Source organism: Streptomyces durbertensis (assembly GCF_014156695.1).
Lineage (GTDB): Bacteria > Actinomycetota > Actinomycetes > Streptomycetales > Streptomycetaceae > Streptomyces > Streptomyces durbertensis.
The window spans coordinates 1-22,186 of the sequence record NZ_WMLF01000036.1; the positions used below are offsets into that span (position 1 = coordinate 1).

The following is a 22,186-nucleotide window of genomic DNA, read 5'->3' on the forward strand; positions in this document are numbered from 1 at the left end:
GGACAGCAGGTCCCGGGCGGCTACCCGGCCCCGCAGCCACCCGGCCCGCAGGGATACCCGGCCCCGGCCGGCTACCCGGCTCCCGGCGGCGTCCCCGGACAGGCGGGCCCGCCCGGGCCGCCGATGGCGCCCGGCCAGGCCGGCTACGGCGTGCCGCAGGGCGGCGGCAGCGGGCTCGGCGTGACGCTGGAGAAGTACCGTGAGGCGCCGAACGGCCAGCGGTGGACGCTCCAGAACTCCCAGCTCGTCCGAGCGGACCTGGGGGTCGACGGCCAGCCGGTGCTCGCCCGTCAGGGCAGCATGGTCCTCTACCAGGGCAAGGCCGAGTTCAGCTACAAGGGCGCGGGCTTCCGCGGCCGGATCGTCGGCAACGCCACGGGCCAGGAGATGCAGCTGATGCGCTGCACCGGCTCCGGCCAGGTCTTCTTCGCCGAGGAGGCCGCCTACCTGCATCCCATCGAGCTCCAGGGCGACGCGATCTGCGTCTCCGCGGAGAACGTGCTGGCCTTCGACGAGTCGCTCCAGTACGAGGTGCGGCGGATCGAGGGGCACGGCATCCCCGGCGGCGCGCTGTTCACCATGCACTTCCACGGCACCGGCACGCTGGTGGTGAAGACGAGGGGCACCCCCGTCGTGCTGCCCGTCACCCCGGCCACCTACGCGGACGCCCAGGCCGTCATCGCCTGGTCGGCCGCCGCGCAGGTCATCGTCACCAGCCAGGTGAGGCTGCGCCGGCACGCCTACCCCGGCCACAGCGGAGAGAGCGTCAACCTCCAGTTCCGCGGTGCGCCGGGCAACTTCATCGTCGTCCAGCCGTACGAGGTCTGAGGGAGCCCGTCATGAACCAGCAGTCGATCGCGGGTTACGCCCCGACCCCGCCCGCCGCCCGTATGGAGACGCACGGCAGCAGCATGCTGAAGGTCGCCATGGCAAGCGGCCAGGACCTGTTCGCGCGCACCGGCTCGATGATCGCCTACGAGGGCTTCGTCCAGTACGAGCCCAACCCGCCGGCGATCCGCCGCATGGCCTCGCAGTGGCTGACCGGTGAGGGCGCCCCGCTGATGCGCTGCCACGGCGACGGTCTGCTCTACCTCGCCGACTACGGCGCCGACGTGGTCGTGCTGCACCTCAACGAGGACAGCCTCTCCGTCAACGGCACCAACATCCTCGCGTTCGACGCCCACCTCAACTGGGGTGTCGAACGGGTCAAGGGCATGGCGAAGTTCGCCGGCCAGGGCCTGTTCAACGTCGGCATATCCGGTACCGGCTGGGTCGCGCTGACCTCACGCGGCACACCGATCGTGGTGGACTGCGGACGCGGCGCCGACGAGACCTACGTCGACCCGGACGCCCTGGTGGCGTGGTCCAGCGGGCTGAAGATGAAGGGCAAGCGCAGCTTCAAGGCGTCCGCGATGATCGGCCGGGGCAGCGGCGAGGCCTACCAACTCGGTTTCTCCGGGCAGGGCTTTGTGGTCGTCCAGCCCAGCGAGGACAGCGCCGACCGCCTGCGTGCGCGCGGCTGAGGGGAGCAACGACACCATGCAGAGCCCGCTTTTTGCCCACACCGAGGTCCAGACCCAGGACCGTTACGCCCTCCAGAACGACAAGATGCTGCGCGTCGCGCTCACGGGCCACGAGGACGTGCTCGCCCGCAAGGGCAGCATGGTCGCCTACCAGGGCATGATCGAGTTCGACGGCGAGTACCAGAGCCCCAGCCAGCGGCACGCCCAGCACATGACCGGCGAGGTCCTGGATCTGATGCGCTGCTCGGGCCAGGGCGTGGTGTACTTCGCCAACCTCGCCCAGTCGGTGCACATCCTCGACGTCGACCACAACGGCCTGACCGTCGACAGCGCCTACGTCCTCGCTCTCGACTCCCATCTGCACTGGGACGTCATCAGCGTGGACAGCCAGTACGGCATATCGGGGTCCGGCAAGTACAACCTGGTGATCACCGGCCAGGGCAAGGTCGCCCTGATGACCTCGGGGCAGCCGCTGATGCTGACGGTCACCCCCGACAGGTACGTCAGCGCCGACTCGGACGCCGTCGTCGCCTGGTCGACGTCCCTCCAGGTGCAGCTCCAGGCGCAGACCAGCTCCTCGGGGGTCTGGCGGCGGCGCGGCAGCACCGGGGAGGGCTGGGAGCTCAGCTTCATGGGCAACGGCTACGCGCTGGTGCAGCCGAGCGAACTCCTGCCGCCGCAGGGCGCGGTCATCGGGCAGGGGCTGCGCGCCCAGTTCGGCATGGGAGGGCAGGGCGCCCACGGGATGAACCAGGGCAACGCCTGGGGCCACAACGGCCACGGCGGCGGCCAGGGCAACATCTTCACCAACTGAGAAGCGTCACCCACCGGGAAGCGTCACCCATTGGGAAAGGGGTGGGGGTGCGGTCCGCCGCGCACCCCCACCCCTCCGGGCCCGGGCCCCTACAGGCGTTGCCGGGCGGCCGTCACCAGGCGCAGCACGGAGTCGTCCGCGACGGCGGCCAGCTCGGCGAGGTCCGCGGCGTCCGCGTAGCGGTACCAGCGCAGCTCCAGCGACTCCTCGCTGACGCTCTCGGCGGCGCCCGGCGGTGCCAGGGCCGCGTACTGCACATCGAGGTGGACCGCGCACGGCGTGCTGTGCCGGTCCAGCCTGACCGGCCCGCCGGGCAGCAGGGTGAGCCCGCCGATGCCGGACTCCTCCGTCGCCTCACGCAGCGCGGCCGCGGCCAGGGTGCCGTCCTCGGGCTCGCAGTGCCCGCCCATCTGGAGCCACATCTCCAGCTTGCGGTGCAGGGTGAGCAGCACCCGTTCCCCGGCCGGGTCGATCACCAGCGCGCTGGCGGTCAGATGACCGGAGCGGCAGGCCTTCCACATGCCGTCCGGGTGCGCGTCGAGGTGGTCCAGATAGGCCCGACGCAGCGCGTCCTGCGCGGCGTCGGGGGCGGCCCACTCGTGGAGCGTCCGCGCCGCGTCCGCGTGGAGCGCCGCCGGGGCGGTGTCCGGGTGGTGGGGTGTCGTCTGTCCGGCGGGGTTCACTTGGCGCCGTCGTCCTTGCCGTCGTCGCCTTCCGCGGAGTCGCCTCGGGACTCCCCACGAGAGGACTCCCCACCGGCCTCCCCGGCCGATCCGCGACCGGAATCGGGATCCCGGGCCCCGTCGGGGCCCTTGCGCAGGTCCGGGGCACCGGCGGCGTCGCCGAGCATCCGGTCGAGCTCGGAGAAGTCGGTCTGCTCGCGGTGCACAAAGCCGTCCGGGTCGTCGAGGTCGCCGGCGGTCGGCAGCATGTCCGGGTGCGCCCAGAGCGCGTCGCGGCCGTCGGTGCCCCGGGCGTCGGCGAGCGAGGCCCACAGCCGCGAGGCGTCCCGGAGCCGTCGCGGCCGAAGCTGGAGACCGATCAGGGTGGCGAAGGTCTGTTCGGCCGGTCCGCCCGTGGCCCGGCGCCGCCGCAGCGTCTCGCGCAGCGCCCCGGCGGACGGCAGGTGCGGCTCGGCGGCGGCGTGCACCACGGCGTCGACCCAGCCCTCGACGAGCGCCAGGGCCGTCTCCAGCCGTGCCAGCGCCGCCAGCTGCTCGGGGGTGTCCTCCGGCTGGAACATGCCCTGCTGGAGCTTCTCCTGGATCTCCTCCGGTCGGCTCGGGTCGAGCTGACCGACGACGTCCTCCAGCTTGTCGGTGTCCACCTTGATGCCGCGGGCGTAGCCCTCGACCGCGCCGAACAGGTGCGAGCGCAGCCACGGCACGTGCGCGAACAGCCGCTGGTGGGCCGCCTCGCGCAGGGCGAGGTAGAGCCGCACCTCCTCCTCCGGCACGCCGAGGCCCTTGCCGAAGGCCGCCACGTTGCCGGGCAGCAGCGCCGCCTTGCCGGCCGGGCCGAGCGGCAGGCCGATGTCGGCCGAGCCGACGACCTCGCCGGCGAGGACCCCGAGCGCCTGGCCGATCTGCGTGCCGAACATGGCGCCGCCCATCGAGCGCATCATGCCCAGCAGCGGGCCGGCCATCGCCTGCATCTCCTCGGGCAGCACGTCGCCCATGGCGGTGCCGACCCGTTCGGCGACCGGGTCGACCAGGTCGCGCCAGACCGGGAGGGTCGCCTCCACCCACTCGGCGCGGCTCCACGCCACGACGGAGCCGGATCCCGAGGGCAGGGAGGTCGCGCCGTCCAGCCACAGGTCGGCCAGCCGGACGGCCTCCTCCACGGCGGACCGCTCGGCCGCCGACACGCTGGCGTCCTTGGAGCCGTCGGCGGCACCCTGGGCGACGGTCTGACGGGCGATCTCCTTGGCCATGTCCCAGTTGACCGGGCCGCCCTCGTAGCTGAGCATCTGGCCGAGCCGCTGGAAGGCGGCCCCGAGGTCGGCCGGGCCGCCGGCGCCGCCGCCGAGGGAGCCGAACATGGCGGCCAGCGGGTTGTCCGCGCCGCCGCCGAAACCGAGGCCGAACGGGTCGGAACCCTGGCCGGGCCCGTCTCCCTCGCCGCTCTTCTTCTTGCGGCGCTCGTCCTTGCCGCCGTCGCCGTCCTCCGGCTCCTCCGGCGGGAGGCCGAATCCGAATGGGATGTCACTCACGGGTTTCCTCGGATCTTCTGCGGTCGCGGATGGGTCGTACGCACCGTTCGCGGGCGGACGGGACAGGCACGCGGTGTGACGGGCACTACCCCCAGCCTAGACACCCGTCGCCCGGGCGTCAGGCAGGATGGGGACTGCGCACGCCGTACCAGAGACAACAGCTGGAGAAGCCCGGTGAGTTCCCAGGAACCTAACGTTCGCGCAGCGCGAAACGGCGCTGCGGGCCCGACCGTCGCGGTCACCGGTGCGGCCTCGGGGGTGGGCGCGCTGCTGACCAGGCGGCTCGTGGACTCACCGGACATCGGGCACGTCATCGCGCTCGACGAGCGCCGGGGCGACGTCCCGGAGGCGCAGTGGCACGTACTGGACGTGCGCGACCCGACCATCGCCGAGCTGCTGCGGCCCGACGGCCGGCCCGTGGACGTGGTCGTGCACCTCGCGCTCGACCTGGACCTGGGCGCCGACCCGGCCGCCCGCACCGCCTACAACGTGCGCGGCGCCCAAACGGTGCTCACCGCGGCGGCCGCGGCAGGCGTCCGCCGGGTGGTGCTCTGCACGTCGGCGATGGTGTACGGCGCGCTGGCGGACAACGACGTACCGCTGGCCGAGGACGCCGAGCTGAACGCCACGGCCGAGGCCACCGGCGTGGGCGACCTGCTGGAGATCGAGGCGCTGGCCCGGCGGGCGCCGCGGGCGCATCCGGGCCTGAGCGTGACCGTGCTGCGGCCGGCCGTGCTGGTCGGCGGTACCGACACGGCGCTCACCCGCTACTTCGAGTCGCCCCGGCTGCTGGTCGTGGCGGGTTCCCGGCCCTGCTGGCAGTTCTGCCACGTGGAGGACCTGGCGAGCGCGCTGGAGTTCGCCGCGCTGGAGAAGGCGGAGGGCGAGCTCGCGGTCGGCTGCGACGGCTGGCTGGAGCAGGAGGAGGTCGAGCAGCTGTCGGGCATGCGCCGGATGGAGCTGCCCTCGGCCGTCGCGCTGGGGGCCGCCTCCCGGCTGCACCGGCTGGGGCTGACCCCGTCCCCGGCCGGCGACCTGGCCTACACGATGTACCCGTGGGTGGTCAGCGGCAGCCGGCTGCACGACGCCGGGTGGCGGCCGAAGTACACCAACGAGGACGCGCTGGCCGCGCTGCTGGACGAGGTCTCCGGGCGGCACGCGGTCGCCGGGCGCCGACTCGGCAGGAAGGACGCGGCGACGACGCTGGGCGCGGCGGGCGCCACGGTCGCCCTGGTCGGCACGGCCGCGCTGGTGCGCCGGGCCCGCAAGCGCCGGGGTCTGTGAGCGTGGGGTCTGTGAGCGTGGGGGAGCCCCGGCCCCGGCCGACCGTGGGCGCCGGGTCGCGGGGCAGGGCGCCCCGGCGGCCCTGACCGAAGGGTGGGCGGGGTTTTGCGCCGTCCGCGGGGTGCGGCAGCATGTCCCCATGTCGCAGACCTACGACCACCCCGGTGAGCAGGGCTCGCAGGAGCCGATCCGACTTCTCGCGGTGCGTGACACCCCGCTCTCGCTGGACGAGGTCTTCGCCGCCGTGGGTGACGACGCGGCGGGCGGTACCGCGCTGTTCGTCGGCACCGTCCGGGACCACGACGGCGGTGCCGACGTGGACAAGCTCAGCTACTCGGCGCACCCGACCGTGGAGGCGGAGATGCGTCGCGTAGCGGAGCGGGTGGCCGACGCCTACCCCGTCCGCGCGCTGGCCGCCGTCCACCGGGTGGGTGATCTGGCGGTGGGTGATCTGGCCGTGGTCGTCGCGGTGTCCTGCCCGCACCGGGGCGAGGCCTTCGAGGCCTGCCGCAAGCTGATCGACGACCTCAAGCACGAGGTGCCGATCTGGAAGCACCAGACGTTCGCGGACGGCACCGAGGAGTGGGTGGGCGCCTGCTGAAACCCCCGTGGCGCGAAACGCCCGGAACGGCCCAAACCGGCTTGCGTGACCGGACGGCCCCCCGGAACGTTGGTTCTCCGAGCCGACGGACTTCGTGGAGGTTTGCGGACATGGCATCGCTGATCTGGCTGCTCATACCCCTCATCGCCACCTGCATAGCCGGGCTGTGGTCCTGCCGGGCCGCCCGCCGCCAGACCAACGGAGCCGGTGACGCCGCGGGCGTGGCCGGCTACGACGCGTTCCGGAGCGCGATGGAACGCTCACGCCATCCCCGCCCCTTCGTCCGGCCCGAGCCGCGGCCCACGGAGCGGCGACCCGCGAAGCAGCGGCCCACGACACCCGACGCCCGCGAGCCGCGGCCCGCGGCCTCCCTCGGCGGCCGGCCCGGCTCCCACTCCGAGGCGGACGCCGTCACCGCGTCGCCTGCCTGCCCCGCGCCGCCCGCACCGCTCGAGCCCGTGGCCGCGCTGGTCCGAGAGCGGCGTCCGCGTCGAGGCACCCGCCGCCGGCTCGCGCTCTACGTGACGGGCCGCGCGCGCGGCGGCCGCCGAGCCGCCGAGCCGGCGCCCACGGCCGTCCTGACGGACGGAACCTCGGACGGACCGTCCCGGCAGGCCGACTGAAGCACCCGTCCCTTAGTGTCATGGCATGTCACGCCGCCATGCGACGATCTTCAGCTCGCTCCTGCTGCTCATAGGCCTCGTCTGCACCCTGCTCGTGGTGCGGGTGCCGTACTCGGAGCTGTCCCCGGGGCCGACGGTGAACACGCTCGGCAGGCACGGCGGCGACCCGGTGCTCAGCATCGACGGCCGCCGCACCTACCCGACCACGGGCAACCTCAACATGACGACGGTCCGGGTCACCAGCGCGGACTACCAGATGTCGCTGCCCGAGGCGCTGTACGGCTGGTTCCGCGACGACAGTTCCGTGGTGCCGCACGAAACGCTGTACCCGGACGGCAAGACGGCCGAGGAGGCCGAGCAGGAGAACGCCGAGGAGTTCACCCAGTCCCAGGAGAGCGCCAAGGCGGCGGCGCTGAAGGAACTGGGGATCGAGGTGCCGACGCGCACGGTCGTGGCGGCCGTTGTCAAGGACGGCCCCGCCGAGGGGCGGCTGCGGGCGGGCGACATCGTCAAGGCGGTGGACGGCGAGCCCGTGACGCAGCCGGCGGACGTGGCGAAGCTGGTCACCGAGCACAAGCCGGGTGAGGAGGTGGTCTTCACCGTCGTTCCGGTCAAGCAGGCGGAGGCCGCCGAGAAGGCGGGGCAGGACCCGACGGCACGTCCGACCAAGGAGGTCACCGTCCGCACGGTCGCGGCCGAGGAGGACGACCGGGCGATCGTCGGCATCCAGGCCGGCAGCGCGCACACCTTCCCGTTCCGCATCGACATCAAGCTGGCCGACGTGGGCGGGCCGAGCGCAGGGCTGATGTTCTCGCTCGCGATCGTGGACAAGCTGAGCCGGCCCGACCTCACCGGCGGCGCCTTTGTCGCCGGGACGGGGACCATCAACACGGCCGGCGAGGTCGGCCCGATCGGCGGTGTCCAGATGAAGACGGTCGCCGCGCGGAGGGCGGGGGCGACGCACTTCCTGACTCCTGAGGCGAACTGCCCGGCCGCGCTCAGGAACGCTCCCGACGGCCTCACCCTGGTGAAGGTCGGCTCACTGGACGACGCCATGAAGGCGCTGGAGGCCCTGCGCGAGGACCGCCCGGGGGACGTCCCCCGCTGCACCGCCGACTGAACCGCCCCTCTCGACTGAACCGGCCCGCTCGACTGAACCGCCCCCCGGCGGCGGCGGCGGCGGACGGACCGGACCGTCCGGCCGTGGCGTCGGCCCCGCCCGGCGGGACCGGCGCCACGTGACACGCCGGTGGCGGTTCAGTCCTCGAAGGTGGCGGCCAACGCGTCGGCCAGCCCCGGCACGAGCGAGGAGCCGGTCAGCACCTCGGTCGGGGTGTCCTTCTCCCGCAGCCGCAGCGCGGACTCCCGCCCGCCGTCCCGCAGCACGGCCACCGTCATCCGGATCTCCCGCCGCTCCGGGTGCTCGGCGACCCACTTGTTCAGCGCCGCCTCGTCGAGCCCGTCGGGGATGGACTCCTCGGCGGCGGGCGGCAGCATCAGCCGTTCGACGGTCAGCGCGCAGCCGGTGACGGCGTCCGGCCAGGCGATCGTGCCCAGGAACTCGTCGAGAGGTACCCCGGCCGGCAGCTCGTCCTGCTCGATCGGGGTGAGGGCGGCCGGGGCTCCGGTCCCGGCACTCCCGGGGTTGCCGGCGTTGCCGGCGTTGTCGGGGTTGTCGGGGTTGTCGGGCTCGGCGTCGGCGAGCCCGAGCTGCTCGGCGAGTGCCGGTTCCTGGGCGCGCAGCGCCCGGGTGTCGACGAGGGCGAAGAGGCGGGCGGGCTGGTCCCATCCCAGGCCGGCGGCGTACTCGTCGATCTCCAGTACGGCGCGGGTGAGGGGGGTGGCGGCCAGCGGTGTGCCGTCAACGGGGAGGTTGCTCATGCCCTTATCGTGCCTTGCCCTACCCCGGAAACGGGAACTGAGTAAAGCTTGAGTAAGTTGATGAGGTAGGGCCCTGGGTTAGGGGGCCACTGTTCAAGTCCATGTGATTGACCCACTGCGATCTCGAGGTGCGCACCTTGGCTTTCCAGATGCCGGACCGGGGCTCAGGTGGCCCCTCCGGGCCACGGATCAGAGTCGGCCAGCCCTCCAGGCGCGCCAAGACGCTGCTGATGACAGCAGGCGTACTGGCAGTGCTGGCCATGCTCTTTGTCATGTTCGCCGGGTTCTGGACCGACTGGCTCTGGTACCGGTCCGTCCAGTACACCAACGTCTTCACGACGACCCTGTGGACGAAGGTCGGCATGTTCGCCGTCTTCGGTCTGCTGATGGCCGTCACGGTCGGCTTCAACATCTGGCTCGCGCACCGGCTCCGGCCGCCGCTGAGCGCGATGTCGCTGGAGCAGCAGAGCCTGGACCGCTACCGGATGAGCATCGCCCCCTTCAAGAAGTGGGTGCTCATCGGGGTCGCCGCGCTGGTGGGTCTGATCTCCGGCGCCTCGGCCGCCGGCCAGTGGCGCACCTGGCTGATGTGGGTCAACGGCACGCCGTTCGGCAGCACGGACGCCCAGTTCAACAAGGACATCTCGTTCTTCACCTTCGATCTGCCGTTCTACCGCTTCCTGCTGAGCTTCGGCTTCGCGGCGACGGTGCTGTCGCTGATCGCCGCCGCCCTTGTGCACTACCTGTACGGCGGACTGCGGCTCACCACGCCGGGTGCCCGCGCCACCTCGCAGGCGACCGGCCACCTGTCGGTGCTGCTCGGCGTCTTCGTGGCGCTCAAGGCGGTCGCCTACTGGCTGGACCGCTACGGCCTGGCCGTGAAGTCCAGTGAGATCCGGGGCACGAGCGACTGGACGGGTCTGCGCTACACGGACGCCAACGCCTACCTGCCGGCGAAGACGATCCTGTTCTTCATCGCGGCGATCTGCGCGCTGCTGTTCTTCGCGGCGCTGTGGCGGCGGACGTGGCAGCTTCCTGTCATCGCCTTCGGTCTGATGGTCCTCTCGGCGATCCTGATCGGCGGCCTGTACCCGGCCATCGTGCAGAAGTTCCAGGTCCAGCCGAACGAGCAGGCCAAGGAGACGCCGTACATCGAGAAGAACATGAAGGCGACGCGCGAGGCCTACGGCATCGACGACGCCGACATGTCCGACTACCGGGGTACAACACCGGACACCGAGCAGGAGAACGCCCGGCTGCGTGACGCCGTCGACCAGACGGCGAGCCTGCGCCTGCTCGACCCGAGCGTCGTGCCGCCGGCGTTCCGCCAGCTCCAGCAGGTCCGTGGCTACTACGGCTTCCCGGCCACGCTCGACGTCGACCGCTACAAGGACAAGGACGGCAACGAGCGCGACACGGTGGTCGGCCTCCGCGAGATCAACATCGAGGGCATCCCCGAGCGGAACTGGATCAACGACCACTTCAAGTACACGCACGGCTTCGGCATGGTCGCCGCCAGCGGTACCGACGTGGCCCCGGACGGCACCCCGGTGTTCAGCGAGAAGAACCTGCCGCCGGAGGAGACGCTGGCCGGCGAGTACCAGCCGCGGGTCTACTACGGCGAGCGGACGACCCAGTACTCCATCGTCGGCGGTCCCCAGCAGGAGCTGGACTACGCCGACGACGAGGGTGAGAAGACGTACACGTACACCGGCAAGAGCGGTGTCAGCATCTCCGGCCTGCTGAACCGGGCGGCGTACGCGCTGACGTTCGGCGAGCCGCAGTTCCTGTACTCGTCGGCGATCGGCGACGGTTCGCGGATCCTCTACAACCGGACGCCGAAGGAGCGGGTCGAGGCGGTCGCACCGTGGCTGACGATCGACGGCGACCCGTACCCGGCGATCGTGGACGGCAAGATCCAGTGGATCGTGGACGCCTACACGACGTCGAACGGCTACCCGTACTCCTCGCGCACCACGCTGGGCGACACCACGCAGGACTCGCTCACCGACGGCCAGCGCGCCGTGATCGCCCAGCAGGACCGGGTGAACTACATCCGCAACTCGGTCAAGGCGACGGTCGACGCCTACACCGGTGACGTGAAGCTCTACGAGTGGGACACCGAGGACCCGGTGCTCAAGACGTGGCGCAAGGCGTTCCCCGGTGCGGTCGAGTCCAAGGACAAGATCAGCGACGCGCTGATGGACCACCTCCGCTACCCGCAGGACCTGTTCAAGGTCCAGCGCGAGCTGCTCCAGCGCTACCACGTGGAGACCGCGAGCCAGTTCTACTCGGGCAGTGAGCGGTGGCAGATCCCGGACGACCCGACCCACAAGGGCAACCCGGTGCCGCCGTACTACCTGAGCATGAAGATGCCGGACCAGGACAACCAGGTCTTCTCGCTGACGACGACGTTCAACCCGAACCAGCGTGAGACGTTGGGCGCCTTCATGGCGGTCGACGCGGACGCGAGAAGCGACGAGTACGGCAAGATCAGAATCCTGAAGCTGCCGTCGAACACCACGGTCGCCGGTCCGCAGCAGGTGCAGAGCAAGTTCAACTCCGACCCGGCGATCGCCCAGCAGATCAACATCCTGCAGCGCGGTGACTCCGAGGTGGAGTACGGCAACCTGCTCACGGTGCCGCTGGAGGGCGGCCTGCTCTACGTGGAGCCGGTGTACGTCCGTGGTGCCGGCACCAACTACCCGCGTATGCGGAAGGTGTTGGTGACGTACGGCGAGCGGATCGCGTTCGAGAACACCTTGGAGGCGGCCCTCGACCAGGTCTTCGACGTCGACGGTGAGCGGCCCTCGCCGCCGCCGGAGGACCCCGAGGACCCCCAGGACCCGGAGGAGCCGGGTGAGGAGCGGCCCGGTGCCACCCCGCCGGCCACTCCCGACGAGGCGTTGAAGGACGCGGCCGACGCGGCCAAGAAGATGGACGACGCCATGAAGAAGGGTGACTGGGAGGCCTACGGCAAGGCCTGGAGGGAGCTCCAGGACGCGCTGCAGGAGGCCGAGGACGCCGAGGACGCGGGCGACTGAGCCGGCGTTCCTGGCCGGTCGGGCGGGGTGCGTACCACCGCCCGACCGGTCAGGGCCCGCCGCGCGGCGTGATAGTGTCGGTCAGACAACGGCGCGGGGTGGAGCAGCTCGGTAGCTCGCTGGGCTCATAACCCAGAGGTCGCAGGTTCAAATCCTGTCCCCGCTACTGGAGAAGGACCCGGAGTCATCGACTCCGGGTCCTTCGTCGTGTGGTGTGTACGTCCTGTGGTGAAACGGGCGCCGCGCCGCGGAGGGGCGCCCGAGGAGCCCGTGATGTCGGCACACTGGGGCGCGTTCGGCGGCCCGTCGGGGCCTGTCGGGCCAACTCCCAAACGTGTGAGCGAGTTTGGCGACTCGCCATGTCGGGAAGTCGACAAAACGCTGTAGTGACCTTCTGGGTGCGATATACCAGATGTACGCGGGTTACGGGTGGTGCGACGATGGAACTCATGGGGGACAAGGCGAAGCTTGACGACGCAGGCCGCCCGGCCGCCCATGACGCCCAGGCGGCCCACATGGCGGAGGCGGTCCACACGACGGAGCCGGACGGGGAGGGCGCGGGGCGGGACGGTGCGCTGCCCGCCGCGACCCGCGCGGCCGCGGAACGGGGCGAGACGGGCGCCCAGAGCCTGCTGGGTGCCGCCCTGCTGCGCCAGGGCGACCTGGAAGGCGCCGAACCGCACCTGCGTGCCGCCGCGTTGGCCGGCGACCGCGCGGCGGCCAACAACCTCGGCGTCCTGCTGCACCAGCTCGGCCGTCGCGCCGAGGCCGCGGAGTGGTGGCGCACCGCGGCCGTCGCCGGCTCGGCGGCCGCCGCCCACGCGCTCGGCCGGCACCAGCGGGAACGCGGAGACGAGCCGGCCGCCGAGTACTGGCTGCGGCAGGCCGCCGAGTCCGGCCACACCCTGGGCGCCTACGCACTGGCCGACCTGCTGGAACACCGGGGCGAGGACGGCGCGGAGCAGTGGTTCCGCGCCGCCGCCGAGCGCGGGCACCGGGAGGCCGCATACCGGGTGGGCATGGCCCTGCTGCGCCTTTCCGGCTGTGCCGAGCCCTCCCCGCTGGTGGAGTCGCCCGAACCGGTCGGGCGCCGGAACCGCGGCGAGGCCGCGACCGAGGCCGAACGCTGGTTCCGGCAGGCCGCCGCGCGCGGCCACCGCCGGGCGGCGCTGCGGCTGGGCACCCTGCTGGAGGAGCGCGGCGAGGCCCGGGAGGCCGGCCGCTGGTACCTGATCGCCGCCAACGACGGCGAGCCGCGTGCCGCCTGCGCCCTCGGCTTCCTGCTGCGCGACGCGGGCAACGACGAGGCCGCCGAGCAGTGGTGGCGGCGGGCGGCCGAGGCCGGCGACGGCAACGCCGCCAACGCGCTCGGCGCGCTCTGCGCGGAGCGCGGCGAACGCGCCGCCGCCGAGCGCTGGTACCACACCGCGCTGGACGCCGGCGACGCCAACGGCGCCTTCAACCTGGGCCTGTTGAGCGCCGGCCAGGGCCGTACCGCGCAGGCCGAGAAGTGGTACCGCCGTGCCGCCTACGCCGGGCACGTCGAGGCGGCGAACGCGCTGGCCGTGCTGCTGCTCCAGCGCGGCGACGCCCAGGGCGCCGAGCCGTGGTTCTCCAAGGCCGCCGAGGGCGGCAGTGTGGACGCCGCGTTCAACCTGGGAATCCTGCACGCCGGGCGCGGCGAGGAGGAGCGCGCGCGGCGCTGGTACGAGCGGGCGTGCGTCGCCGGGCACCCGGAGGCGGCCCTCCAGGTCGCCGTGGCGCTGCTCGCCGACGGCGACGAGGGGGCGGCCGAGCGGAGGCTGCGGGAGGCCGCCGAGGGCGGCAGCGTGGAGGGTGCCTTCCGCCTCGCCGACCTCCTGGAACGCCAGGACCCGGAGGTCGCCGTCGGCACCGGCACGTTCGGCGCCACCGACACCTTCGGCGGCCGGTCCCACCGCGGCGCCGGCCGCGAGGCGGGCGCCGGCGAGGAGCACGAGCACGCCGAGTACGAGAGCTGGTACCGCCGGGCGGCCGAGGCCGGGCACCGCCGGGCCCAGGTCCGGCTCGGCATGTGCGCCGCCGCCAGGGGTGACGTGGTGGAGGCCGCGCACTGGTACCGGGCCGCCGCCGAGGCCGGCAGCAGCCACGGCGCGTTCAACCTCGGGCTGCTGCTCGCCCGCGAGGGCGCCGAACCGGAGGCCGCGCTGTGGTGGACCAGGGCCGCCGAGGCCGGACACGGCCGTGCCGCGCTGCGCCTGGCGCTGCTCGCCGCGCGCCGGGGCGAGCTGGCGGAGGGCCGGCACTGGTGTGCCCGGGCGATGGAGTTGGGGCCGGCCGAGGTGGCGGGTCGGGCCGAGCGGCTGAGCGAGGCGCTGCACACCGAGCTCACGGCGTGAGGGGCGGGATTTGCACCGGGGGTCACCGTGTGTCTAGAGTGGGGACACAACGACGCGGGGTGGAGCAGCTCGGTAGCTCGCTGGGCTCATAACCCAGAGGTCGCAGGTTCAAATCCTGTCCCCGCTACTGACGACCGAGGCCCGGTCCCGCAAGGGACCGGGCCTCGGTCGTGTGGCGTTTTTTGTGGGTGTCGTGGGCGGGTGGCCGTCGTGCCGAGAAGGCCGGGCCCCCGCAGCGGGGGCCCGGATCGCCGGATCAGGCCGCCGTGCAGTGGGGGCAGAGGCCGCGGTAGGTGACCGTCGCCTCGGAGATCGTGAAGCCGAACCGCTCGCTCTCGGGCAGCGCGGCCAGCGGGTCGCCCTCCGGGTGGACGTCCCGGATCATGCCGCAGCGCGAGCAGACGAGGTGCTGGTGGCTGTGGTGCGCGTTGGGGTCGTACCGCTTGGCGCGGCCGTCGGTGCTGACCTCCAGGACCTCACCGAGGGCGACGAGCTCGCTGAGGGTGTTGTAGACGGTCGCCCGGGCGATCTCCGGTAGCCGCTCGACGGCCAGGGCGTGGACCTCGTCCGCCGTGTAGTGCACGTGCTGCCCGTTCAGGACCTCGGCGACGACGCGTCGCTGCGCGGTCAGCCGCCAGCCACGTTCGCGGAGTCGTTCCAGCAGGTCGCTCATCACTTCCACCCATCGCTCAGGTAAGGGCCAGCTTAGCAGCGGATCAAGCCATCCCCGGACTCGGTATGCTCTTCCTCGTCATCTTGACTTGGACAAAGTCCAATGTAAGCTCGGGTCTCGGCGCACGCCAAGGGACAGGACAAAGCGCAGGAGGCGCAAGTGACTGCACAGCACGAGACGACCGGCCCGCTGACCACGGAGGCCGGCGCACCGGTCGCGGACAACCAGAACAGCCAGACCGCCGGGGTCGGCGGCCCCGTACTGGTGCAGGACCAGCTGCTCCTGGAGAAGCTCGCCCACTTCAACCGCGAGCGCATCCCGGAGCGGGTCGTCCACGCCCGTGGCGCGGGTGCCTACGGCAAGTTCACCGTGACGGCCGACGTGACGCCGTACACCCGGGCCAAGTTCCTCTCCGAGATCGGCAAGGAGACCGAGGTCTTCCTGCGCTTCTCCACGGTCGCCGGCAACCTCGGCGCGGCCGACGCCGTCCGCGACCCCCGCGGCTTCGCGCTGAAGTTCTACACCGAGGAGGGCAACTACGACCTCGTCGGCAACAACACCCCGGTGTTCTTCATCAAGGACGCCATCAAGTTCCCCGACTTCATCCACACCCAGAAGCGCGACCCGTACACCGGGTCGCAGGAGGCGGACAACGTCTGGGACTTCTGGGGGCTCTCCCCGGAGTCGACGCACCAGGTGACCTGGCTCTTCGGCGACCGCGGCATCCCGGCCAGCTACCGCCACATGAACGGCTACGGCTCGCACACCTTCCAGTGGTCGAACGAGGCCGGCGAGGTCTTCTGGGTCAAGTACCACTTCAAGACCGACCAGGGCATCAGGACCCTCACCCAGGACGAGGCCGACCTGCTCGCCGGCAAGGACCCCGACAGCCACCAGCGGGACCTGCGCGAGTCCATCGAGCGCGGCGACCACCCGACCTGGACCGTGCAGGTGCAGATCATGCCGGCGGCCGAGGCGGCCACCTACCGCTTCAACCCGTTCGACCTCACCAAGGTGTGGCCGCACGCGGACTACCCGCCGATCGAGATCGGCAAGCTGGAGCTGAACCGCAACCCGGAGAACATCTTCGCCGAGGTCGAGCAGTCGATCTTCTCGCCGCACCACTTCGTGCCCGGCATCGGCCCGTCCCCGGACAAGATGCTGCAGGGCCGGCTGTTCGCCTACGGTGACGCGCACCGCTACCGGGTCGGCATCAACGGCGACCACCTGCCGGTGAACCGCCCGCGTGCCACCGAGGCCCGTTCGCACGGCCGGGACGGCGTGATGTACGACGGCCGGCACGGCGGCGCCAAGAACTACGAGCCCAACAGCTTCGGCGGCCCGGCCGAGACGGGTCGTGCGCTGTGGGAGCCGCAGCCGGTCTCCGGTGTCACCGGCGACCACGTCGCGCCCTCGCACGCCGAGGACGACGACTTCGTCCAGGCCGGCAACCTGTACCGGCTGATGTCCGAGGACGAGAAGGGCCGTCTGGTCGACAACCTGGCCGGCTTCATCTCGAAGGTCTCCCGGGACGACATCGCCCAGCGGGCGATCGAGAACTTCCGCAAGGCCGACGAGGACTACGGCAAGCGCCTGGAGGCCGCCGTCGCCGCACTCCGCGGCTGACCGAGGGCGTCCGTCGAGACCGCGGTGGGCCCTGCCGGCGGCGCCCGATCGGCCCTGCGCCGCCGGCGGCGGTCCACCGCAGCGCACGACGAGGAGGGCGGGAGCCTCACGCTCCCGCCCTCCTCGCGTGCGTCCGCCCTCAGGCGGAGACGGTCGCCGGCCGCCGGCCGCTGCCTGTCCAGCAGCGCACGACGTCCCGCACGGACACGATCCCGACGGGTTCGTGTCCGGCCAGCACGATCAGGTGGCGGAAGCCGCCCCGCGTCATCGCGGCGGCGGCCTCCTCCAGCGTCCAGTGGGGTGCGGCGAACACCACGTCCGTGGTGGTGTGCGCCTGCGCGCGTTCGACGTCCGGATCCTCGTCGCGTCCGAGCGAGAGGAGCACGTCCCGCTCGGTGAGGATGCCGATGCCGCAGCCGCCCGGGTCGTGGACGACGGCGGCGCCCACCCGGCGGGCGGCCATCAGCCGGGCGGCCTGGCGGAGTGTGTGGTCGGGGCCGATGGTCAGGATCACGGTGCTCATGGCGTCGCTTACGAGGACGGGCATACGGGTGCCACCTCCATGGTCCGTTTGTCCGCGTGTGAGCGAGCGGGCCGCCCGGGGGGCCGGGCGGCCGTTTGAGAGCGGATTCACAAACTCACAAGCGCGGGATTCTCATGTTCACACGGTGGCCCTCCGGCTACAAGGGGTGCGAACGGCGGACCGGGGCACACGGCGCGCCACCGCCCCACGCGGGTCCCGTGAACCGGCGCGGGGCGGTCGTCCGAGCGTGCCCGCGGGGGGTCAGCCGCCCAGATACGACAGCAGGTCCTGGTGCAGCAGCCCGTTGGACGCGGCCGCGTCGCCGCTGTGCGGGCCGGGCCGGCCGTCGAGACCGGTGAAGACACCGCCGGCCTCCTGCACGATGACCGCGGTGGCCGCCATGTCCCACAGCGACAGCTCCGGCTCGGCGCAGACGTCCACCGAGCCCTCGGCGACCATCATGTACGGCCAGAAGTCACCGTAGGCGCGGGTCCGCCAGCACTCCCTGGTCAGGTCGAGGAAGCCGCCGAGACGCCCCCGCTCCTCCCAGCCGCTGAGCGAGGAGTACGCGAACGACGCGTCCTGGAGGCGGCCCACCCGGGAGACGTGCAGCCGGGTCGCCGAGGACAGCGAGCGGCCGGTGTAGGCGCCCGCCCCCTCCGCCGCCCACCAGCGCCGGTTCAGCGCCGGCGCCGAGACGACACCCACCACCGGGCGGTTGCCGCCCTCGCCGTACTCCATGAGCGCGATGAGCGTCGCCCACACCGGCACCCCGCGCACGTAGTTCTTCGTGCCGTCGATGGGGTCGATGATCCAGCGGCGCGGCCCGCTGCCCTCGGTGACGCCGAACTCCTCGCCGAGCACGGAGTCGCGCGGCCTGGCCCGCTGGAGGGCGGTGCGCACCAGTTCCTCGGCGGCCTTGTCCGCCTCGCTGACCGGAGTCATGTCCGGTTTGGTCTCCACCTTCAGGTCCAGGGCCCGGAAGCGTTCCATGGTGGCGGAGTCGGCGGTGTCGGCCAGCACGTGGGCCAGCCGCAGGTCATCGAGGTAGTCGGGCATGGGCGAACAGTATCCAGTGCCCGCGGAGGGCGGCCACAGGAGTGCCGCCGGCCGGGTGTCGCGGAGATGACCGGCATATGCCTTGACATCACCTGGCGGCCCGTCAATTCTGTGCGCGGGTCCGCCCCAGGGGCCCGGAAAGGTAGCCATGCCCACAGCGCGTGAGTCCCTGCTGGACGCCGCACAGGCGGTCCTCGTCCACCGGCCGTGGTCAACCGTGCGGATGGTCGAGGTGGCGGCGCTCGCGGGCGTGTCACGCCAGACGCTCTACAACGAGTTCAGTTCCAAGGAGGGCCTCGGCGCGGCACTGGTCCGCCAGCGGGTGGAGGTCTTCCTGCGGGGCGCCGCGGCGACCGTGGCGACCGCCCGCCGGGAGGGCGGCGACCCGGCGGTCTGCTGGGCCACGGGCGTGGTGTGGATACTCCACCGTGCGCGCGAGGAACCGCTGGTCAGAGCGGCGATGACGGGCTGCTGGTCGTCCCGGTTACCACTACCGCAGGCGCCACCGGAACGACTGCTGGACCGGCTGTGCGAGCGGATGCTGGCCGCACTCGACGCCGCCGGCACGGTCACCTGCTGGGACGCCCCCGTGGTGCGGCGGGCGGGCGAGGCAGGGCTGCGGCTGGCGCTCAGCTACGTCGTCGCGCCGCCCGACGAGCCGGAGGCCGCCTCCCGGGTCGCGGACGTGGTGACGGCCATGCTGCGCCACCTCGGCGGCGCCGCCCCGGCCGACACCTGCCCGCCGGCCGACACCTGTCCGCCGGACGACGTGGAGACCTGACCGGCGGCGCTAGTCGCCCTCGGGGTGCTCCCGGGTGGCGAGCAGCCGGCGGAGGGAGTCGAGGCGGGCCGGGTCGGCGTGACCGGCCGCCACCCACTCGTCCAGCGCGCAGTCCGGCTCGTCGTGGCTGCACGCCCGCGGGCAGCCGGCGGTCCCCGGCTCCAGGTCGGGGAACGCCAGGATGACCCGCCCGGGCTCCACGTGGTTGAGGCCGAACGACCGCACGCCCGGGGTGTCGATGACCCAGCCCCCGCCGTCCGGCAGCGGCAGCGCCAGCGCGGAGGTGGTGGTGTGCCGGCCGCGCCCGGTGACGGCGTTGACGTGCCCGGTGGCGCGCTGCCGCTCCGGCACCAGGGCGTTCACCAGCGTGGTCTTGCCGACGCCCGAGTGCCCGACGAACGCCGTGACCCGGCCGGCCAGCAGTTCCCGGACGGCGTCCACCGGTTCGTCCCGGTTCACCGCCACCGCCCGTACACCCAGCGGCGCGTAGCTTCCCAGCAGCGCCTCCGCCGGGGCGAGGTCCGACTTGGTGAGCACCAGCAGCGGTTCCAGACCGGCGTCGTAGGCGGCGACGAGGCAGCGGTCGATCATCCGGGGCCGCGGCTCCGGGTCGGCGAGCGCGGTGACCACCGCGAGCTGGTCCGCGTTGGCCACGATGACCCGCTCGTAGGGGTCGTCGTCGTCCGCCGTGCGCCGCAGCACCGAGGTGCGCTCCTCGACCCGGACGATCCGCGCGAGGGTGTCCCTGGCGCCGCTCAGATCTCCCACGACGGCCACCCGGTCGCCGACCACGACACCCTTGCGGCCCAGTTCCCTGGCCTTCATCGCGGTGACCGTGCGGTCCTCCACCAGGCAGGTGATCCGGCCGCGGTCGACGGTGAGGACCATGCCTTCCGCGGCGTCCTCGTGCAGGGGCCGCAGCCGGGTGCGCGGGCGGGTGCCGCGCCGGCTGGGCCGGGCGCGGATGTCGTCCTCGTCGGTGTGCTTGCCGTACCGGCGCATCGGTGCGCCTCTCAGTCCCGCGCCCCGAGCATGCCGTGCCACAGCGCGGGGAAGTCGGGCAGCGTCTTGGCGGTGGTCTCGACGTTCTCCACCTCCACCCCGGGGACGACCAGGCCGAGCAGCGCGCCGGCGGTCGCCAGCCGGTGGTCCTCGTAGGTGTGGAACACGCCGCCGTGCAGCGTGCGGGGGCGGATCCGCAGCCCGTCGGCGGTCTCCTCGACGTCGCCGCCCAGCCCGTTGATCTCCTTGGTCAGCGCGGCCAGCCGGTCGGTCTCGTGCAGCCGCAGGTGCGCCACGCCGCGCAGCACCGACTCGGAGTCCGCGAGCGCGGCGACGGCCGCGATGCCCGGCGTCAGCTCGCCGACGTCCCCGAGGTCCACGTCGATGCCGTGGATCCGGCCGCTGCCGGTCAGCGTCAGCCCGGCCTCGGTCAGCTCGCAACTACCGCCCATGGCGGTGAAGATGTCCCGCAGCGCGTCACCCGGCTGGGTGGTCCGCGCCGGCCAGTCCGGGATGGTGACCCGGCCGCCGGTGACCAGGGCGGCCGCGAGGAACGGCTGCGCGTTGGAAAGGTCCGGCTCGACGACGAGGTCGCGGCCGAGCAGCGCGCCCGGCGTGACCCGCCACACGTTGGCCTCGCCCCCGGACTCGGGGGTGTCGACCTGGGCGCCGGCGGCCCGCAGCATGTCCACCGTCATCCGGATGTGCGGCATGGACGGCAGCGTGCCGCCGACGTGCCGCACCTCGACGCCCTGGTTGAAGCGCGGCGCCGACAGCAGCAGCGCGGACACGAACTGGCTGGAGGAGGACGCGTCGATCTCCACCCGGCCGCCGTCCAGCGAGCCGGTGCCGTGCACGGTCATCGGCAGGGCGCCCCGGCCCTCGTCGTCGATCCGGGCGCCCAGCGCGCGCAGCGCGTCGATCACGCCGTGCAGCGGGCGCTCGTAGGAGCGCGGATCGCCGTCGAACCGGATCGGCCCGTCGGCCAGCGCCGCGACCGGCGGCAGGAAGCGCATGACCGTGCCGGCGTTGCCGACGTCCACCGTGGCCGGACCGCGCAGCCCGGCCGGGATGATCCGCCAGGCCTCGCCGCCGCCGTCCGGGCCGACGCCCTCCTCGATGCCCACACCCATGCCGCGCAGCGCCTCGGCCATCAGCAGCGTGTCACGGGAGCGCAGCGGCCGGCGCAGCCAGCCGGACTCGGAGGCCAGCGCGGCCAGGACCAGGCCCCGGTTGGTGACCGACTTCGATCCGGGCACGGTGACGGTGGCGTCGACGGGGCCCGTCGCCTGCGGCGCGGACCAGTTGGTGCTGTTCGTGGACTCGTCGGTCATGGTGCTCACTTTAGTGGCTACCCCACGGCCCGGTTCCCGGCACATAGGGCCCGTGCACGCCGGAAACCGGTCAGGAACGAACACGTTCGGGCCGCCGCCATGTCTTCTGCGGGGCTTCGGCGGGGCTTCGGCGGGACTTCGGCGCGACCGGGCCCGGCTACAGGCCGAGCAGCCAGCGGCCGCCGCCGAGCAGCGAACACACCGTGACGACGTGGAAGAACAGCAGCCACACGACCGCCGGCACGTTGGTGAGCCGGTGCAACTGGTCGACGTCCGAGTCCGGGGCGCCGCCGTGCCGCCTCTTGTTCTGAAGCTCGAACACCGGGCGTACGCCCCCCAGGAGGAGGAACCACACCGCCCCGTAGGCGAACACCGACTGCACCTCGGGCCCGGTCAACCAGCTGACCAGCACGAACGTGCCACCGGTCAGGAACACCGTGAGCACGCCGTACACGTTCCTGATCATCACCAGCATCACCAGCAGCAGCGCCGTCGCACCCCACAGCAGTGCCGTGATGCGGCCGGCCGCCAGCAGCCATGCCCCCAGCAGGCCGAGCAGCGAGGGCGCGGTGTAGCCCGCGGCGGCCGTCAGCACCATGCCCAGGCCGGTCGGACGGCCCCGGGAGACCGTCAGCCCCGAGGTGTCCGAATGCAGCCGTATGCCCTCCAGCCGGCGTCCGGTGAGGACCGCGACCAGACCGTGGCCGCCCTCGTGGGCGATGGTCACGGCGTTCCGGGCCAGCAGCCACACCGGCCGGTGGGCCACCACCGCCAGGGCCAGCACACCGACCAGCACCACCAGCCACACCTCCGGTGCCGGCTGGGTGC

At 72.6% G+C, this 22,186-nt stretch carries 20 protein-coding genes and 2 tRNA genes; 13 read left to right on the forward strand and 9 right to left on the reverse strand.

What is annotated here, in order from left to right:
- From GL263_RS04285 to GL263_RS04295, 3 genes are all read left to right on the forward strand, one after another.
- The coding region (locus GL263_RS04285) for an AIM24 family protein (RefSeq protein ID WP_182854213.1) at window positions 1-828 on the forward strand (828 nt) is incomplete at its 5' end.
- 11 nt (window positions 829-839) lie between these two features.
- Window positions 840-1,523 carry an AIM24 family protein gene (locus tag GL263_RS04290; RefSeq protein WP_182854214.1) on the forward strand — a complete coding sequence of 228 codons (684 nt, stop codon included), beginning with the start codon at window positions 840-842 and terminating at the stop codon, window positions 1,521-1,523.
- Window positions 1,524-1,539: 16 nt separating this feature from the next.
- Complete coding sequence (locus GL263_RS04295) at window positions 1,540-2,337, forward strand: AIM24 family protein (RefSeq protein WP_182854215.1); 798 nt, start codon at window positions 1,540-1,542, stop codon at window positions 2,335-2,337.
- 89 nt (window positions 2,338-2,426) lie between these two features.
- Here the strand turns inward: GL263_RS04295 and GL263_RS04300 are convergent, their stop codons facing one another.
- The gene (locus tag GL263_RS04300; protein WP_182854216.1) at window positions 2,427-3,020 is read right to left on the reverse strand and encodes an NUDIX hydrolase; all 594 of its coding nucleotides are present in this window, start codon (window positions 3,018-3,020) and stop codon (window positions 2,427-2,429) included.
- On the reverse strand, window positions 3,017-4,549 hold the full coding sequence (locus GL263_RS04305) for a zinc-dependent metalloprotease (protein ID WP_182854217.1): 1,533 nt from the start codon (window positions 4,547-4,549) through the stop codon (window positions 3,017-3,019). The genes GL263_RS04300 and GL263_RS04305 overlap by 4 nt, the downstream gene beginning before the upstream one ends.
- A gap of 174 nt (window positions 4,550-4,723) precedes the next feature.
- Here GL263_RS04305 and GL263_RS04310 point away from each other — a divergent pair, with 174 nt between their 5' ends.
- The 4 genes from GL263_RS04310 (at window position 4,724) to GL263_RS04325 (ending at window position 8,177) form a co-directional block, all read left to right on the forward strand.
- A complete protein-coding gene (locus GL263_RS04310; protein WP_182854218.1) occupies window positions 4,724-5,833 on the forward strand; it encodes an SDR family oxidoreductase in 1,110 nt (369 codons plus the stop codon).
- A gap of 139 nt (window positions 5,834-5,972) precedes the next feature.
- A complete protein-coding gene (locus GL263_RS04315; RefSeq protein WP_182854219.1) occupies window positions 5,973-6,434 on the forward strand; it encodes a molybdenum cofactor biosynthesis protein MoaE in 462 nt (153 codons plus the stop codon).
- A 110-nt stretch (window positions 6,435-6,544) separates the two neighbouring features.
- On the forward strand, window positions 6,545-7,057 hold the full coding sequence (locus tag GL263_RS04320; RefSeq protein ID WP_182854232.1) for a hypothetical protein: 513 nt from the start codon (window positions 6,545-6,547) through the stop codon (window positions 7,055-7,057).
- A gap of 25 nt (window positions 7,058-7,082) precedes the next feature.
- Window positions 7,083-8,177: a YlbL family protein gene (locus tag GL263_RS04325; RefSeq protein ID WP_182854220.1), complete on the forward strand. Its 1,095-nt coding sequence runs from the start codon at window positions 7,083-7,085 to the stop codon at window positions 8,175-8,177.
- A gap of 137 nt (window positions 8,178-8,314) precedes the next feature.
- Here GL263_RS04325 and GL263_RS04330 read toward each other — a convergent pair whose 3' ends face one another.
- Window positions 8,315-8,938, reverse strand: a complete 624-nt coding sequence (locus GL263_RS04330) for a PPA1309 family protein (RefSeq protein ID WP_182854221.1) — start codon at window positions 8,936-8,938, stop codon at window positions 8,315-8,317.
- 128 nt (window positions 8,939-9,066) lie between these two features.
- Between GL263_RS04330 and GL263_RS04335 the strand changes: the two genes are divergently transcribed.
- The 4 genes from GL263_RS04335 to GL263_RS04350 all read left to right on the forward strand — a co-directional run bounded on the left by GL263_RS04335 (window position 9,067) and on the right by GL263_RS04350 (window position 14,487).
- Window positions 9,067-11,982 (forward strand): UPF0182 family membrane protein, encoded by a 2,916-nt coding sequence (locus tag GL263_RS04335; protein ID WP_182854222.1) that lies wholly within the window; start codon window positions 9,067-9,069, stop codon window positions 11,980-11,982.
- A 92-nt stretch (window positions 11,983-12,074) separates the two neighbouring features.
- A tRNA-Met gene (locus tag GL263_RS04340) sits at window positions 12,075-12,148 on the forward strand.
- 274 nt (window positions 12,149-12,422) lie between these two features.
- Window positions 12,423-14,360: a tetratricopeptide repeat protein gene (locus GL263_RS04345; RefSeq protein ID WP_182854223.1), complete on the forward strand. Its 1,938-nt coding sequence runs from the start codon at window positions 12,423-12,425 to the stop codon at window positions 14,358-14,360.
- A gap of 53 nt (window positions 14,361-14,413) precedes the next feature.
- Window positions 14,414-14,487 (forward strand) — tRNA-Met (locus GL263_RS04350).
- 129 nt (window positions 14,488-14,616) lie between these two features.
- On the opposite strand, the gene GL263_RS04355 is transcribed toward GL263_RS04350, so the two are convergent.
- Window positions 14,617-15,033, reverse strand: coding sequence for a Fur family transcriptional regulator (locus GL263_RS04355; protein ID WP_182854224.1), 417 nt, complete (start codon window positions 15,031-15,033; stop codon window positions 14,617-14,619).
- A gap of 159 nt (window positions 15,034-15,192) precedes the next feature.
- Between GL263_RS04355 and GL263_RS04360 the strand changes: the two genes are divergently transcribed.
- Window positions 15,193-16,659 (forward strand): catalase, encoded by a 1,467-nt coding sequence (locus GL263_RS04360; RefSeq protein ID WP_182854225.1) that lies wholly within the window; start codon window positions 15,193-15,195, stop codon window positions 16,657-16,659.
- A gap of 139 nt (window positions 16,660-16,798) precedes the next feature.
- Here GL263_RS04360 and GL263_RS04365 read toward each other — a convergent pair whose 3' ends face one another.
- Both GL263_RS04365 and hisN read right to left on the reverse strand, forming a co-directional pair.
- The gene (locus tag GL263_RS04365) at window positions 16,799-17,206 is read right to left on the reverse strand and encodes a CBS domain-containing protein (RefSeq protein ID WP_182854226.1); all 408 of its coding nucleotides are present in this window, start codon (window positions 17,204-17,206) and stop codon (window positions 16,799-16,801) included.
- Between the two features lie 237 nt (window positions 17,207-17,443).
- Window positions 17,444-18,241: a histidinol-phosphatase gene (gene hisN, locus GL263_RS04370; protein ID WP_182854227.1), complete on the reverse strand. Its 798-nt coding sequence runs from the start codon at window positions 18,239-18,241 to the stop codon at window positions 17,444-17,446.
- A 148-nt stretch (window positions 18,242-18,389) separates the two neighbouring features.
- On the opposite strand from hisN, the gene GL263_RS04375 reads away from it, so the two are divergent.
- Complete coding sequence (locus tag GL263_RS04375) at window positions 18,390-19,022, forward strand: TetR/AcrR family transcriptional regulator (RefSeq protein WP_182854228.1); 633 nt, start codon at window positions 18,390-18,392, stop codon at window positions 19,020-19,022.
- 9 nt (window positions 19,023-19,031) lie between these two features.
- Here GL263_RS04375 and rsgA read toward each other — a convergent pair whose 3' ends face one another.
- The 3 genes from rsgA to GL263_RS04390 all read right to left on the reverse strand — a co-directional run.
- Window positions 19,032-20,024, reverse strand: coding sequence for a ribosome small subunit-dependent GTPase A (gene rsgA / locus GL263_RS04380; protein WP_182854229.1), 993 nt, complete (start codon window positions 20,022-20,024; stop codon window positions 19,032-19,034).
- An 11-nt stretch (window positions 20,025-20,035) separates the two neighbouring features.
- Window positions 20,036-21,358: a 3-phosphoshikimate 1-carboxyvinyltransferase gene (gene aroA / locus GL263_RS04385; protein WP_182854230.1), complete on the reverse strand. Its 1,323-nt coding sequence runs from the start codon at window positions 21,356-21,358 to the stop codon at window positions 20,036-20,038.
- 157 nt (window positions 21,359-21,515) lie between these two features.
- Window positions 21,516-22,186 (reverse strand): M50 family metallopeptidase (locus GL263_RS04390; RefSeq protein ID WP_182854231.1); only part of this gene is annotated, 671 nt, incomplete at its 5' end.

Coding starts and splice junctions, on each gene's coding strand:
- GL263_RS04290 (WP_182854214.1), top strand. CDS start 840: ATGAACCAGCAGTCGATCGCGGGTTACGCCCCGACCCCGCCCGCCGCC.
- GL263_RS04295 (WP_182854215.1), top strand. CDS start 1,540: ATGCAGAGCCCGCTTTTTGCCCACACCGAGGTCCAGACCCAGGACCGT.
- GL263_RS04315 (WP_182854219.1), top strand. CDS start 5,973: ATGTCGCAGACCTACGACCACCCCGGTGAGCAGGGCTCGCAGGAGCCG.
- GL263_RS04320 (WP_182854232.1), top strand. CDS start 6,545: ATGGCATCGCTGATCTGGCTGCTCATACCCCTCATCGCCACCTGCATA.
- GL263_RS04325 (WP_182854220.1), top strand. CDS start 7,083: ATGTCACGCCGCCATGCGACGATCTTCAGCTCGCTCCTGCTGCTCATA.
- GL263_RS04330 (WP_182854221.1), bottom strand. CDS start 8,938: ATGAGCAACCTCCCCGTTGACGGCACACCGCTGGCCGCCACCCCCCTC.
- GL263_RS04345 (WP_182854223.1), top strand. CDS start 12,423: ATGGAACTCATGGGGGACAAGGCGAAGCTTGACGACGCAGGCCGCCCG.
- GL263_RS04355 (WP_182854224.1), bottom strand. CDS start 15,033: ATGAGCGACCTGCTGGAACGACTCCGCGAACGTGGCTGGCGGCTGACC.
- GL263_RS04365 (WP_182854226.1), bottom strand. CDS start 17,206: ATGCCCGTCCTCGTAAGCGACGCCATGAGCACCGTGATCCTGACCATC.
- hisN (WP_182854227.1), bottom strand. CDS start 18,241: ATGCCCGACTACCTCGATGACCTGCGGCTGGCCCACGTGCTGGCCGAC.
- GL263_RS04375 (WP_182854228.1), top strand. CDS start 18,390: ATGCCCACAGCGCGTGAGTCCCTGCTGGACGCCGCACAGGCGGTCCTC.
- rsgA (WP_182854229.1), bottom strand. CDS start 20,024: ATGCGCCGGTACGGCAAGCACACCGACGAGGACGACATCCGCGCCCGG.
- aroA (WP_182854230.1), bottom strand. CDS start 21,358: ATGACCGACGAGTCCACGAACAGCACCAACTGGTCCGCGCCGCAGGCG.